Origin of the sequence: Pantoea sp. SM3640 (assembly GCF_015654165.1) — a bacterium.
In the GTDB taxonomy this organism is placed as follows: domain Bacteria; phylum Pseudomonadota; class Gammaproteobacteria; order Enterobacterales; family Enterobacteriaceae; genus Pantoea; species Pantoea vagans.
On the sequence record NZ_CP064872.1, the window covers coordinates 3,005,283 to 3,019,319 of the forward strand.

Sequence of the window (14,037 nt, forward strand, 5' to 3'; positions counted from 1 at the left end):
GGGGCAAGCGCCGGACCGGGCTTACGGAGCCGGGTGCGTGGTGATCCAGTGGTCAGCGATCTGCTGACGGGTACAAATCCAGACGTCATCGTGCTGCTGAATGTGATCGAGGAAGTTCTGCAGCGCGCGGAATTTGCCAGGACGCCCCAGCAGGCGGCAATGCATGCCGATCGACATCATCTTCGGCGCGGTTTCCCCCTCTTCATACAGCACATCGAAGGTGTCCCGCAGATAGGTGAAGAACTGTTCGGCGGTGTTAAAACCCTGCGGCGAGGCAAAGCGCATGTCATTGCATTCCAGGGTGTAAGGAATAATCAGGTGCGGTTTCACCGTGCCATCCTGACAGGTGACCTGGGTCCAGAACGGCAGATCGTCGCCGTAGTAGTCACTGTCGTAGCTGAAACCACCCTGCTCCACCACCAGCCGGCGGGTATTCGGGCTGTCGCGGCCGGTGTACCAGCCGGTCGGTGCTTTACCAAACAGATCCACCAGCACATCAACCGCCTGCTGCATATGCTGACGTTCGGTTTTTGCATCCATGCCCTGATAGTGGATCCAGCGCCAGCCGTGGCTGACCACATCGTAATCCGCCTGTTTAATCGCCTCGACGACTTCCGGGTGACGCGCCAGCGCCATCGCCACGCCAAACACGGTTAGCGGCAGACCGCGCTTCTGAAACTCATTGTGAATGCGCCAGAAACCGGCGCGGGAGCCATATTCATACAGCGACTCCATCGACATGTGACGATCGGCATAGCTGGCTGCACCGATGATGTCCGAAAGGAACTGTTCTGAGCCCGCATCGCCATGCAGCACGCTGTTTTCTGCGCCCTCTTCATAGTTCAGAACAAACTGCACCGCCACACGGGCGTTGTTGGGCCAGGCGGCGTGCGGCGGATTAGCGCCATAACCGATTAAATCGCGCGGATAGTTTTTGTTAAAGCTGTACTCTTTCTTCTCTGCAGCGTCAGTCATCACTCGCTTCCTGTCTTAAATCGGGAAAGTTCCGTTAGTTTAGATGCTGAAACGCACCTGAGAGAGGTTTCTGCAAAGGCCAGGCCAGATCGCCATGTTTGCTGGTGCCAAAGCCCAGCGCCACCAGCGACTCCACCATTTTCACCGCCGCGCTGACGCCGTCGATCACCGGCAGGCCCAGCTCCTGGGTCAGCGAAGCAGCCAGCGTGGCCATTCCGCCACAGCCCAGCACAATCGCCCCGCTGCCATCTTCCCGTTTCGCCTGAATACAGCGTTCACGCACTTTCTCCTGCGCCAGGCCGCTGCCATCTTCCAGCGCCAGTACCGGCAGATCGATGGCGTGCAGCGCGGCACAGTGATGGGTAAAGCCATACTGCTGCAGCAAATGACGCGCAATCACCAGGGTGCGTGGCAGCGTGGTAACAATGGAGAAACGCGTCGCCAGCAGCGTGGCGGTATGCATCGCCGCTTCCGCAATACCGATCACCGGTCCGCTGGCCAGCTCGCGTGCCGCCAGCAGACCCGGATCGCCAAAGCAGGCGATGACATGGCCGCTGACGCCCTGCTCCCTGCCGAGTTTGATCTGCTCCAGCACGCCGATGGCGGCGATCGCCTCATCGAAGTGGCCTTCAATGGAGGGCACGCCCTGCGACGGCGAAACGGCCAGAATTTCGGTACCCGGCGCGGCGACCGCACGGGCGGCCAGGCCGATGGTTTCAGTCATCGCCAGGCTGGTGTTGGGGTTAATAACCTGAATCAGGCTCATAAGGCAGCTCCAGAGCCTGAGGCAAACAGTCGGGAGAAATCGGGCAGGGTTTCCCCGCTGCGCTCAAAATGCAGGCTGGAAACGATGTGCTCAAAGTGATGCTGTAGCGCCTGCATCAGCGGTTCCAGCGCACGCGCGCGCAGTAACTTCAGCAGATTCGCGTGATCGTCACAGCGGCAGCCGCGCTGCCACGGCGCGCCATAAGCGGCAATCACCAGCGACGAGCGCTGCGTCAGGCTGGTCACCATGCCGGTGAGCACCTGATTGCCGGAGATCGCCTGCAGCTGGATATGAAATGCCGCAGAGAGCCGGATCGCTGCCGGACCATCCTGATCGGCAAGGGCCTGGTTCTCCTGCGCGATGAGCTGCTCCAGCGCCACCAGATGAGGCGGCTGCAGATGCGCCAGTACCGCAGGCAGATTGGCGCACTCCATTAAACTGCGGGTAGAGAAGATGTCCCGCGCCTCTTCAACACCGGGTGTCGCCACCTGCGCACCACGTTTGGGCGTCAGCGTCACCATCTGCACCGCCGCGAGGCGTTGCAACACTTTGCGGATGCCGGTGCGGCTCACGCCAAATACTCCGGAAAGGGCCTCTTCCGGCAATTTACTGCCCGGCGGCAGCTGATGCTCAACAATGGCGTTCATTAGCGCCTGGTAGATCCCTTCATCCTTATCCTGCAGCCTGGTGGCGTCTCGCTGGCCTGTTTTACTCGTCATTACCTGCTCCGGTCGCTCGCTGTATGCCACATATCGTATACGTTAAAATTAAAAATTGTATACAAGAAAAGAGATCTGGCCTGAATCCTGCAATACCATTTTACCAGATTATTCATTTCACTCTCGGGTATAGGAGCAGGTTTCATGCCAAATCAATCAACGGTGGCCAGCACGGCCTCTGAAGCCAGTGCCCGTTACAGCCCACGGCTCTGTAACGAAGACCTGGCACCGACACGCGATCAGAACTGGTCGTGGTACAACATTTTTTCCTTCTGGATGTCCGATGTGCACAGCATGGGTGGTTATGTGGTGGCCGCCAGCTTCTTCACGCTGGGATTAGCCAGCTGGCAGGTGCTGCTCTGTCTGCTGGCCGGGATCTGCATCGTGCAGATCTGTGCGAATCTGGTGGCGAAACCGAGCCAGATGGCGGGCGTACCTTATGCGGTGATTTGCCGTCAGGCGTTTGGCGTGTTCGGCGCCAATATTCCGGCAGTGATCCGCGGGCTGATCGCGTTCGCGTGGTATGGCATCCAGACCTACCTGGCGGCGAACGCCCTGATGCTGGTGCTGCTGAAGTTCGCGCCGTCGCTGACGTCGATGACCGTACCGCACTGGCTGGGCCTGTCGCTGCTGGGCTGGTGCTGCTTTGGCATTATGTGGTTACTGCAGGCGATGGTGTTCTGGCACGGCATGAACGCGATTAAACGCTTTATTGATGTCGCAGGACCGGCTGTCTATGTGGTGATGGTGGCACTGGCGGGCTGGATTGTATACAAGACCGGCTTCGATGGGATCTCCTTTACCCTTGCAAGCAAATCACTGACTGCAGGTGAGCAGACGTGGCAGATGATTACGGCCACGGCGCTGGTGGTCTCCTACTTCTCCGGTCCATTGCTGAACTTCGGTGACTTTTCACGCTATGGCAAAAACATGTCCGAGATTCGCCGTGGCAACCGCTGGGGCCTGCCGTTCAACTTCCTGCTGTTCTCTGTGGTGACGGTGGTGATTGTGTCAGGTACCCAGTCGCTGTTTGGCAAGATGATTACCGATCCCATCGAAACCGTGAGCATGGTCGGCAACGATCTGGCGGTGGCGATTGGCCTGCTGACGATGATTACTGCTACCATCGGCATCAATATCGTGGCGAACTTCGTATCACCTGCTTTTGACTTCTCCAACTGTTCACCGCAGAAAATCAGCTTCCGCACCGGTGGCATGATCGCCGCCGTGGGTTCCGTGCTGTTAACGCCGTGGAACCTGTTCCAGTCCCCTGAGCTGATTCATTACACGCTGGATGTACTGGGATCGTTCATCGGACCACTGTTCGGCATTCTGCTGACCGATTTCTACCTGATTAAACGTGCACGTATCTCGGTCGATGACCTGTTTAACGATACGCCAGCAGGCCGTTACTGGTATCGCGGTGGCTTTAACCCCAAAGCGATTGGCGCGCTGCTGCCGTCGGTAGCGATTTGCCTGGTGATTAGCTTTATCCCTTCCCTGCATCAGGTGGCGAACTTCAGCTGGTTTATTGGTGCCGGTCTGGCGGCAGGCTGCTATCGCTTTATCGCCCGTGAAGATCGCGAGAAGGAGGATGTGACCCGCTGGCATAGCGAGGGAATGGCGCAGAAGAAGCAAGCCGCCGCTGAATAGCAGACAGCAAAAAGCCGATTCATTTCTGAATCGGCTTTTTTAAAGAGATTGGCGGAACGGACGGGGCTCGAACCCGCGACCCCCTGCGTGACAGGCAGGTATTCTAACCAACTGAACTACCGCTCCGCGCTTTGTTCCCCGTCGGGAACGAGGCGCATAGTAATGGCAGGCCGTTACGGCGTCAACGCTTTTTCCAGGTGAATGAATCGTTTGCTGTTTTTTTCAGCTTGCCGCTGATTTTATCCACAAAAACAGGCTCTTCAGCCGCGCCACAGACAGCTGCCGCCTTTTTTCATCACCAGATCCAGACGGGACTCATGAGCAACGACCTCTTCTTCGCTGGCCGTCACCACACGCAGTGCAGAAGCGGGACGCACGATGCGCTGAATGCTCTCTCCCTGTGCCTGCCGGGCGCTTTCACTTTCTGATAAGAAGGAGAGTGACGTCTGCCCGCCGGTCATGGTCAGGAACACTTCAGCCAGAATCTCGGCATCGAGCAGTGCGCCGTGCAGGGTACGTTTGGTGTTGTCTATTTCGTAACGTGAGCAGAGCGCATCAAGGCTGTTACGCTTGCCGGGAAACATTCGACGCGCCAGAGCCAGGCTGTCGGTAATTTTGCAGAAGGTTTCGGTTTTCTCAATGCCGCGGTTCAGCTTTGAAAATTCGTAATCCATAAAGCCGATATCAAACGGCGCGTTATGAATGACTAACTCGGCACCGCGAATGTAGTCGAGAAACTCATCGGCGATTTCGCTGAACGCGGGCTTGTCGGCCAGAAACTCATCCGCAATCCCATGTACACCAAAAGCTTCAGGATCGACCAGCCGATCGGGCTTGAGATACATATGGAAATTGTTGCCGGTCAGGCGACGGTTAATCACCTCTACCGCACCAATCTCAATGATGCGGTGCCCCTCATAATGTACCCCGATCATGTTCATGCCGGTGGTTTCAGTATCGAGAACGATCTGGCGGTTATTTGCAGTGCTCATAAGACCCGTTTTATGTCAGACTTGGCGCTTTTGAGAGGAAGTCTACCAGAGATGCGCAAACAGGTAGAAATATTCACCGATGGATCCTGTCTTGGAAATCCCGGTCCCGGCGGTTACGGGGCGATTTTACGCTACGGTCAGCATGAGAAAACCTTCAGCGCGGGCTATTACCTTACCACTAATAACCGGATGGAGCTGATGGCGGCGATTGTCTCGCTTGAAGCGCTGACCCAGCCGTGCGATGTGGTGCTCAGCACCGATAGTCAGTATGTGCGTCAGGGGATCACCAGTTGGATCCATAACTGGAAAAAGCGTGGCTGGAAAACTGCCGATAAAAAGCCGGTGAAGAATGTTGATCTCTGGCAGCGTCTCGACTTAGCCCTCAGCGCTCATAAGATTCAGTGGGAGTGGGTTAAAGGGCATGCCGGACACCCGGAAAACGAGCGCTGCGACGTGCTGGCCCGCAGCGCGGCGGAAAACCCTGCCTTTGAGGATATCGGTTATAAAGCCGAGTCCTGATCCTCTGCCTTGCGAAACTGACGCGTGGCATTGACCGTCTGGCGGATCTTGCTGGTGCTCAGGCTCTTCTTTGCCCGGGTTGGCAGCAGCGGGAAGGTTCGCTTACGCGCCACCACAATATTCAGACACCCCAGCGCCGGTAAGTGGGCGCTGATCAGTTTTCCGCCCTGCCGGTGCCACGGCAGCACCTGAAATCGGGTGCGGTAGACCACCTCATAATTCAGCAATCCCAGCCAGTCGAGTAGCCGCATCTGGCTGAACATCCGCCCGCTCCAGGGTGCTTTGCGGGTTAATCCCGGTACCATTTTACTCACACCAAGCAGGCTGAAGGGATTGAAGCCGCTGATGATCATCCAGCCATCATCGATTAACACCCTGTCCACTTCGCGTAGCACCCGGTGAGGATCCTGACTCCAGGCGAGCGTATGGGCCAGCAAACAGGCATCAATAGACTTCGACTCAAACGGCAACTGCATCGGGTCAGCCCGCACCTGTAACAGCTCGCCTTCACTGCCCACATTGACCTGATGTGAAATAGCACAGTTTTCGGTGTTGATTTCTGCGCTGAGGTTGCCAAGCTTAAGCATATGAAAGCCATAAAGCTTTCCAAGGTAAGGCTGAAGCTGCTGCGTTAGCGCGTCGCGGAAATAATCTCCCCACGGCATATTGCGCCAGGACAGCGGTGCGTTCAGAACCTGGCGTGATTTAGCGGGCTTCATGCTTTACGCTCTTCCTTTTCCTACGACCTGCGAGAGGTGATGATGAATCTTACCAGTATTCCTGCGTTGCAGGACAACTACATCTGGACGCTGAATGATGATGAGGGTAAATGCCTGATCGTTGATCCCGGCGAAGCTCAGCCAGTGTTAGAAAAAATGGCGTCAAACGGCTGGCAGCCAGTCGCGATTCTGTTGACTCACCACCATAACGACCATACGGGCGGCGTGAAAACCTTATGTGAGCACTTCCCTCACCTTGAGGTTTACGGTCCTCAGGAAACCGAAGCGAAAGGGGCCAGAACGATAGTCAGCGAAGGGGATAAAGTCACCGTACTGGGCCTGACCTTTGAAGTGATCCATACTCCTGGTCACACTTTAGGACATATCTCATATTACAGCTCACCTTATCTTTTCTGTGGCGACACTCTCTTTTCAGGCGGCTGCGGACGCCTTTTTGAGGGTACACCAGAGCAGATGTATGATTCGTTTCAAAAGCTTAATCAGCATCCAGGAGAAACCTTAGTCTGCTGCGCGCATGAATATACTTTATCCAATCTGAAGTTTGCTGCGGCTATTCTGCCCCATGACCCGCAAATAACGGCCGAATACCAGAAAATTAAGGACTTACGTGCCGAAAATGGCATTAGTCTGCCAACAAAACTGGCGCACGAACGGTCAATAAATTTATTTCTTCGTACGCAAGATATTGATTTGCAAAGGGCATTAAACGTTAACGTTACTGATGAACCGGTATGGCGGACATTTGCTGTTCTACGCGAGAAGAAAGACGCTTTTTGATTTTTCGGGTTGTGTTGTGAAAAGTCGTCACGTATAGTTGCTCGTCTTTTAAGCGAACTATTGACACACACATGAAGGCTAAAGCGATCTTACTCGCCTCAGTCTTGCTGGTAGGATGTCAGGCGTCCAGGAACGATGCCAATATCCCCGAACAGCATGCACAGAGTCTGTCTTCAGCTGGTCAAGGTGAAAATGGAAAGTACGGAGACGAGTTTTTGTCGCCGCGATGGCAGGAAGATGGAACTGGCCTCGCAGCAGACGCAGATCTCTGGAGTTTCATTAGTGACGAGTTGAAGATGGGGATTCCGGAAAACCCGGCAATCCGCGAACAAAAAAGTAAATTTTTAAAAAATAAGAGCTATCTCCACGATGTAACATTACGGGCAGAGCCGTACATGTACTGGATAGTCGAGCAGATACAGAAACGTAAAATGCCGATGGAACTGGTACTGCTACCCATAGTGGAGAGCGCTTTTGACCCTCGCGCAACCTCATCCGCCAATGCCGCTGGTATCTGGCAGATTGTTGCAGCTACGGGTCGAAACTATGGTTTGAAACAAAACCAGTATTACGATGGGCGACGTGATGTAGTCGCATCCACGAAAGTTGCGCTGGATATGATGCAGCGTCTTAACACCATGTTTGACGGTGACTGGTTACTGACCATCGCTGCTTACAACAGTGGTGAAGGACGGGTGCTCAAAGCGATCAAGCAGAATAAGGCGCGCGGTAAGCCGACTGACTTCTGGCATTTATCGCTGCCACGCGAAACGACCGTGTATGTGCCTAAAATGTTAGCTCTGAGTGAACTGCTCAAAAATAACAAGCGTTACGGTATCAAACTGCCGACACCTAATGAAAGTCGTGCTCTGGCACGAGTGGAAGTGGGTCAGCAGATACAGCTGACGCAGGCTGCTGAAATGGCAGGTATGTCGCTCACGAAACTTAAGAGCTTCAATACCGGCTACAAAGGCGGTGCAACAGCGCCAAACGGCCCGCACTATATTATGGTGCCGAAGTCGAACGTCGCGAAATTGCGAAACTCACTGGCTTCCGGTGACATCGCAGCGGTACAGCCTGTGCAGCTTGCGAAAGCCAGCGCGAGTGGCGGGTACAAAGTGCGACGGGGTGATACGCTTTCTGGTATCGCCGCTAAACTTGGCGTTAGCGTCTCGACACTGAAGCAGGAAAACAACCTGCGCGGTGCTGATATCCGACCGGGTCAGACGCTGACCATCGGTTCGAACGGCACCCGACTGGCTGATAACGGCAACAGCATCACCTATCGTGTTCGTAAGGGTGATTCTCTTGACAGTATTGCCCGTCATCACGGCGTCAATATCAAAGACGTGATGCGCTGGAACAGTGTGCTGGACAGTGCGAAAGATATTCAACCCGGCGATAACTTAACGCTGTTTGTGAATAATAACGCAACACCGGATACCTGATACGTTGAAAAGGCTGACATTTGTCAGCCTTTTTCATTTATTCATCTGCCGCTATTCAGGCCTCAAACCCATATCCCTCTCAGGCCCGGCGCCGTATTAGCCGCCTGAACTGAACTCCACCAGTAACGGATTATGATCGGAAGCGCGCGTCACCAGTACGGATGCCTCACTTACTCTGAGATCGCGATAGAAGACGAAATCCAGCGGGCGACCAAACGCTTTGCGGCGGTGATCGGCCGTAAACATCACCTCTTCCAGCTTCATCCTCTGTGCAAACCGGTAGAGCGCATTGATGCGCTGACGGCTCCAGGCATTGAAATCCCCTGCCATGATTACCGGTCCCTGATGATGCATGATCTGTTCGCCGATGGGCCCCAGCTGTTTACTGTAGACGTCGACACCCAGGCTGAAGTTAACCGCATGGATGTTAACCACCATCAGCATTTCTCCTGCTGGCAGCGGATACGCCGTAACCAGTGCCGATTTTGACAGCCTCAGCAGAGGCTCACGCTCGCGTAATGGGCAACAATAGACCGGATGGGCAGAAGCAAGCGTCATCACGCCAGAGGGATGCTGAGGCAGCACAAAGGCAGGCACCTGATCGGCAGCCAGATAATTACTGGTGGCAAACTGCACCAGTTCGGGTGTGGTCTGCGCTTCCTGCAGTAACACCAGATGCGCATCCTTACCAAATCCTTCCAGCACTGACATCCAGTCTGCACGCTGCTGCTTGAAAATATTCCATACCAGAACTTTAAGGTTTGGATGCGCGGGCAACGGTGCGCCGGGTGGCAGTGCCTGGCCGAGATGGAGCATCGCCCCAGGTGGAAAGATCTGTTCCACTGGTTGTCCTGCTACATATCGCATTGCATAAGTTTTTTTGCGCACTTTCCCGCCTGGCTGATAATTCAAAAATACAGTTAACACCTGTCTGTTATAGGGATTCTAGACCGGGGTTTCAATGGATGCAGGTGAATGTCAGAATTCATCACGCTTTTCCAGAATAAAGGCGTTAGTTTAAGCTCGCTAAGCTAAACGAGGCAGAGCCAGGCCACATCAACGGTGCCATCATTGAGGACACCTGTACTGGTTATGCCAGTATAATCGTTCATAAAATAGCTAAATAAATACGATACTATAGGGCGGCAAAATGAAGGCATCTTCTGACGAACTTAAAGTGTTTGTCAGTGTAGTAGAGAGTGGAAGTTTCAGCCGCGCTGCTGAGCAGTTGCAGATGGCAAACTCTGCCGTCAGCAGAACCATAAAAAAACTGGAAAACAAGCTGGGCATTGCTCTGCTGACCCGTACCACGCGACAGCTGGCACTTACGCAGGAAGGCGAATGCTATTTCCGCCATGTTCAGCGCTTTTTGCAGGAGATGACTACCGCAGAAAGCGATTTGATAGAAAGCTTACAGGAGCCCAAAGGGCTATTGCGCGTTGATGCCGCGACACCGGTTATTCTGCATTTGCTGATGCCGATGGTTAAGCCCTTTCGCCAGCGCTATCCCGGGGTGACGCTTTCATTGATCTCCTCAGAGAGTTTTATCAATCTGATTGAACGGAAAGTGGATATTGCAATTCGTGCCGGCAATCTCACGGACTCAACGCTACGTGCCAGATTGCTGTTTAACAGTTTTCGCAGGATTGTCGCCTCACCAGCCTATCTCCGTGAGTACGGTGTACCACAAAAGGTGACCGATCTGGATAACCACGCTTGTCTTGGCTTTGAAGAATCCCCGAGGCTCAATCGCTGGCCCATCGCACGTGAAAGCGGCGAACTCTATGATATTGACTGGGCTATCTCTTCTAATAGTGGAGAGACGATTAAGCAGCTCTGCCTTACCGGCAATGGTATTGCCTGTCTGTCAGACTATATGATCGATCGTGAGGTTGCAGAAGGAACACTGGTGGAGGTGCTGGCCGATCAACGTCTGCCGATCGAGATGCCCTTCAATGCGGTCTACTACAGCGATATCGGCGTGAGTCAGCGTGTGCGGGCTTTTATCGATTTTCTCAGCGAGTGGACAGCTGAGCAGCCGTGGCGCACGTGAGGTCTTTTGAACTGGCTTATTTGCTGCAATGGAAAAAGCCCTGACCGTTAAGTCAGGGCTTTCCAATTAAGTGGCGGAACGGACGGGGCTCGAACCCGCGACCCCCTGCGTGACAGGCAGGTATTCTAACCAACTGAACTACCGCTCCACCGATTCTTTCACGCTTATCAGCAACCGGCTGATAACCGTCTGTTCCCGTTATTTTCCCTGTCAGAGGAAAAGGAACAAATTTGATGCCTGGCAGTTCCCTACTCTCGCATGGGGAGGCCCCACACTACCATCGGCGCTACGGCGTTTCACTTCTGAGTTCGGCATGGGGTCAGGTGGGACCACCGCGCTAAAGCCGCCAGGCAAATTCTGTCTCCGCGCCGCCACAGGGGCCGCGCAGAATATCCGGTACAAGGCTGAAAATCGTGTCTCTCAAAAACGCCTCTGGCGTTGTAAGGTTAAGCCTCACGGGTCATTAGTACCGGTTAGCTCAACGCATCGCTGCGCTTACACACCCGGCCTATCAACGTCGTAGTCTTCAACGTCCCTTCAGGACCCTCAAGGGGTCAGGGAGAACTCATCTCGGGGCAAGTTTCGTGCTTAGATGCTTTCAGCACTTATCTTTTCCGCACTTAGCTACCGGGCAATGCCATTGGCATGACAACCCGAACACCAGTGGTGCGTTCACTCCGGTCCTCTCGTACTAGGAGCAACCCCCCTCAATTCTCCAGCGCCCACGGCAGATAGGGACCGAACTGTCTCACGACGTTCTAAACCCAGCTCGCGTACCACTTTAAACGGCGAACAGCCGTACCCTTGGGACCTACTTCAGCCCCAGGATGTGATGAGCCGACATCGAGGTGCCAAACACCGCCGTCGATATGAACTCTTGGGCGGTATCAGCCTGTTATCCCCGGAGTACCTTTTATCCGTTGAGCGATGGCCCTTCCATTCAGAACCACCGGATCACTATGACCTGCTTTCGCACCTGCTCGAGCCGTCACTCTCGCAGTCAAGCCAGCTTATGCCATTGCACTAACCTCACGATGTCCGACCGTGATTAGCTGACCTTCGTGCTCCTCCGTTACTCTTTAGGAGGAGACCGCCCCAGTCAAACTACCCACCAGACACTGTCCGCAGCCCGGATCACGGGCCTACGTTAGAACATCAAACATTAAAGGGTGGTATTTCAAGGTTGGCTCCACGCAGACTGGCGTCCGCGCTTCAAAGCCTCCCACCTATCCTACACATCAAGGCTCAATGTTCAGTGTCAAGCTGTAGTAAAGGTTCACGGGGTCTTTCCGTCTTGCCGCGGGTACACTGCATCTTCACAGCGAGTTCAATTTCACTGAGTCTCGGGTGGAGACAGCCTGGCCATCATTACGCCATTCGTGCAGGTCGGAACTTACCCGACAAGGAATTTCGCTACCTTAGGACCGTTATAGTTACGGCCGCCGTTTACCGGGGCTTCGATCAAGAGCTTCTCCTTGCGGATAACCCCATCAATTAACCTTCCGGCACCGGGCAGGCGTCACACCGTATACGTCCACTTTCGTGTTTGCACAGTGCTGTGTTTTTAATAAACAGTTGCAGCCAGCTGGTATCTTCGACTGGCTTCGGCTCGGGGAGTAAATCCCTCCACCTACGCGCCAGCGTGCCTTCTCCCGAAGTTACGGCACCATTTTGCCTAGTTCCTTCACCCGAGTTCTCTCAAGCGCCTTGGTATTCTCTACCTGACCACCTGTGTCGGTTTGGGGTACGATTCTGTGTTACCTGATGCTTAGAGGCTTTTCCTGGAAGCAGGGCATTTATCACTTCAGCACCGTAGTGCCTCGTCGTCACGCCTCAGCGTTGATAAGGGACCGGATTTACCTGGACCCTCCGCCTACACGCTTAAACCGGGACAACCGTCGCCCGGCTGATATAGCCTTCTCCGTCCCCCCTTCGCAGTAACACCGAGTACAGGAATATTAACCTGTTTCCCATCGACTACGCCTTTCGGCCTCGCCTTAGGGGTCGACTCACCCTGCTCCGATTAACGTTGAACAGGAACCCTTGGTCTTCCGGCGAGCGGGCTTTTCACCCGCTTTATCGTTACTTATGTCAGCATTCGCACTTCTGATACCTCCAGCATGCCTCACAGCACACCTTCAACGGCTTACAGAACGCTCCCCTACCCAACAACGCCTAAGCGTCGCTGCCGCAGCTTCGGTGCATGGTTTAGCCCCGTTACATCTTCCGCGCAGGCCGACTCGACCAGTGAGCTATTACGCTTTCTTTAAATGATGGCTGCTTCTAAGCCAACATCCTGGCTGTCTGTGCCTTCCCACATCGTTTCCCACTTAACCATGACTTTGGGACCTTAGCTGGCGGTCTGGGTTGTTTCCCTCTTCACGACGGACGTTAGCACCCGCCGTGTGTCTCCCGTGATAACATTCCTCGGTATTCGCAGTTTGCATCGGGTTGGTAAGCCGGGATGGCCCCCTAGCCGAAACAGTGCTCTACCCCCGAAGATGAGTTCACGAGGCGCTACCTAAATAGCTTTCGGGGAGAACCAGCTATCTCCCGGTTTGATTGGCCTTTCACCCCCAGCCACAGGTCATCCGCTAATTTTTCAACATTAGTCGGTTCGGTCCTCCAGTTAGTGTTACCCAACCTTCAACCTGCCCATGGCTAGATCACCGGGTTTCGGGTCTATACCCTGCAACTTAACGCCCAGTTAAGACTCGGTTTCCCTGCGGCTCCCCTATACGGTTAACCTTGCTACAGAATATAAGTCGCTGACCCATTATACAAAAGGTACGCAGTCACCCTGATAAATCAAGGCTCCCACTGCTTGTACGTACACGGTTTCAGGTTCTGTTTCACTCCCCTCGCCGGGGTTCTTTTCGCCTTTCCCTCACGGTACTGGTTCACTATCGGTCAGTCAGGAGTATTTAGCCTTGGAGGATGGTCCCCCCATATTCAGACAGGATACCACGTGTCCCGCCTTACTCATCGAGCTCACAGCATATGCGCTTTTGTGTACGGGAGTATCACCCTGTACCCTGCGACTTTCCAGACGCTTCCACTAACACACATGCTGATTCAGGCTCTGGGCTGCTCCCCGTTCGCTCGCCGCTACTGGGGGAATCTCGGTTGATTTCTTTTCCTCGGGGTACTTAGATGTTTCAGTTCCCCCGGTTCGCCTTGCAGCACTATGTATTCATGCTGCAATGATGCACAGAGTGCACCGGGTTTCCCCATTCGGACATCGACGGCTGTAGCGGTTCATATCACCTTACCGTCGCTTTACGCAGATTAGCACGTCCTTCATCGCCTCTGACTGCCTGGGCATCCACCGTGTACGCTTAGTCGCTTAACCTCACAACCCACAGGCGTTTTTCAACGCTGCGAGCTGCAAGCAT

General features: G+C 54.3%; 11 protein-coding genes, 2 tRNA genes and 2 rRNA genes. 5 read left to right on the forward strand and 10 right to left on the reverse strand.

All coding sequences use genetic code 11. The features are described 5' to 3' along the window. Window positions 1-21: 21 nt before the first annotated feature. The 3 genes from puuE to IV493_RS14105 are packed head-to-tail and all read right to left on the reverse strand — an operon-like array spanning window position 22 to window position 2,460. Entirely contained in the window at window positions 22-975 is a 954-nt protein-coding gene (gene puuE, locus IV493_RS14095) for an allantoinase PuuE (protein ID WP_013356874.1), read from the reverse strand. 34 nt (window positions 976-1,009) lie between these two features. Beyond that, the gene (gene hpxA, locus IV493_RS14100; RefSeq protein ID WP_195857318.1) at window positions 1,010-1,741 is read right to left on the reverse strand and encodes an allantoin racemase; all 732 of its coding nucleotides are present in this window, start codon (window positions 1,739-1,741) and stop codon (window positions 1,010-1,012) included. Continuing rightward, window positions 1,738-2,460: a GntR family transcriptional regulator gene (locus IV493_RS14105; protein ID WP_147788609.1), complete on the reverse strand. Its 723-nt coding sequence runs from the start codon at window positions 2,458-2,460 to the stop codon at window positions 1,738-1,740. Before IV493_RS14105 ends, hpxA begins: the two co-directional genes overlap by 4 nt. Before the next feature lie 144 nt (window positions 2,461-2,604). On the opposite strand from IV493_RS14105, the gene IV493_RS14110 reads away from it, so the two are divergent. Continuing rightward, a complete protein-coding gene (locus IV493_RS14110) occupies window positions 2,605-4,113 on the forward strand; it encodes an NCS1 family nucleobase:cation symporter-1 (RefSeq protein WP_110331405.1) in 1,509 nt (502 codons plus the stop codon). Between the two features lie 49 nt (window positions 4,114-4,162). Here the strand turns inward: IV493_RS14110 and IV493_RS14115 are convergent. Together IV493_RS14115 and dnaQ are read right to left on the reverse strand one after the other, a co-directional pair. Further along, window positions 4,163-4,239 (reverse strand) — tRNA-Asp (locus IV493_RS14115). A gap of 134 nt (window positions 4,240-4,373) precedes the next feature. Then, on the reverse strand, window positions 4,374-5,105 hold the full coding sequence (gene dnaQ / locus IV493_RS14120) for a DNA polymerase III subunit epsilon (RefSeq protein WP_013356870.1): 732 nt from the start codon (window positions 5,103-5,105) through the stop codon (window positions 4,374-4,376). A gap of 51 nt (window positions 5,106-5,156) precedes the next feature. Here dnaQ and rnhA point away from each other — a divergent pair, with 51 nt between their 5' ends. Then, window positions 5,157-5,624 carry a ribonuclease HI gene (rnhA, locus tag IV493_RS14125; RefSeq protein ID WP_195857319.1) on the forward strand — a complete coding sequence of 156 codons (468 nt, stop codon included), beginning with the start codon at window positions 5,157-5,159 and terminating at the stop codon, window positions 5,622-5,624. Here rnhA and IV493_RS14130 read toward each other — a convergent pair. Further along, window positions 5,606-6,343: a class I SAM-dependent methyltransferase gene (locus IV493_RS14130; protein ID WP_013356868.1), complete on the reverse strand. Its 738-nt coding sequence runs from the start codon at window positions 6,341-6,343 to the stop codon at window positions 5,606-5,608. The two genes, rnhA and IV493_RS14130, sit on opposite strands and share 19 nt — an antisense overlap. A gap of 42 nt (window positions 6,344-6,385) precedes the next feature. Here IV493_RS14130 and gloB point away from each other — a divergent pair, with 42 nt between their 5' ends. Together gloB and mltD are read left to right on the forward strand one after the other, a co-directional pair. Beyond that, a complete protein-coding gene (gene gloB, locus IV493_RS14135; RefSeq protein ID WP_033781946.1) occupies window positions 6,386-7,141 on the forward strand; it encodes a hydroxyacylglutathione hydrolase in 756 nt (251 codons plus the stop codon). Window positions 7,142-7,212: 71 nt separating this feature from the next. Beyond that, window positions 7,213-8,589, forward strand: coding sequence for a murein transglycosylase D (mltD, locus tag IV493_RS14140; RefSeq protein WP_013356866.1), 1,377 nt, complete (start codon window positions 7,213-7,215; stop codon window positions 8,587-8,589). A 96-nt stretch (window positions 8,590-8,685) separates the two neighbouring features. Here the strand turns inward: mltD and IV493_RS14145 are convergent, their stop codons facing one another. Further along, window positions 8,686-9,477 (reverse strand): endonuclease/exonuclease/phosphatase family protein, encoded by a 792-nt coding sequence (locus IV493_RS14145; RefSeq protein ID WP_033732016.1) that lies wholly within the window; start codon window positions 9,475-9,477, stop codon window positions 8,686-8,688. Window positions 9,478-9,739: 262 nt separating this feature from the next. Between IV493_RS14145 and yafC the strand changes: the two genes are divergently transcribed. Next, window positions 9,740-10,642 carry a DNA-binding transcriptional regulator YafC gene (yafC, locus tag IV493_RS14150; protein ID WP_195857320.1) on the forward strand — a complete coding sequence of 301 codons (903 nt, stop codon included), beginning with the start codon at window positions 9,740-9,742 and terminating at the stop codon, window positions 10,640-10,642. A gap of 71 nt (window positions 10,643-10,713) precedes the next feature. On the opposite strand, the gene IV493_RS14155 is transcribed toward yafC, so the two are convergent. From IV493_RS14155 to IV493_RS14165, 3 genes are all read right to left on the reverse strand, one after another. Beyond that, window positions 10,714-10,790: transfer RNA gene (locus tag IV493_RS14155), tRNA-Asp, on the reverse strand. 87 nt (window positions 10,791-10,877) lie between these two features. Continuing rightward, window positions 10,878-10,993, reverse strand: a 5S ribosomal RNA gene (gene rrf, locus IV493_RS14160). A 91-nt stretch (window positions 10,994-11,084) separates the two neighbouring features. Continuing rightward, window positions 11,085-13,994: ribosomal RNA gene (locus tag IV493_RS14165) — 23S ribosomal RNA — on the reverse strand. Between the last annotated feature and the right edge of the window lie 43 nt (window positions 13,995-14,037).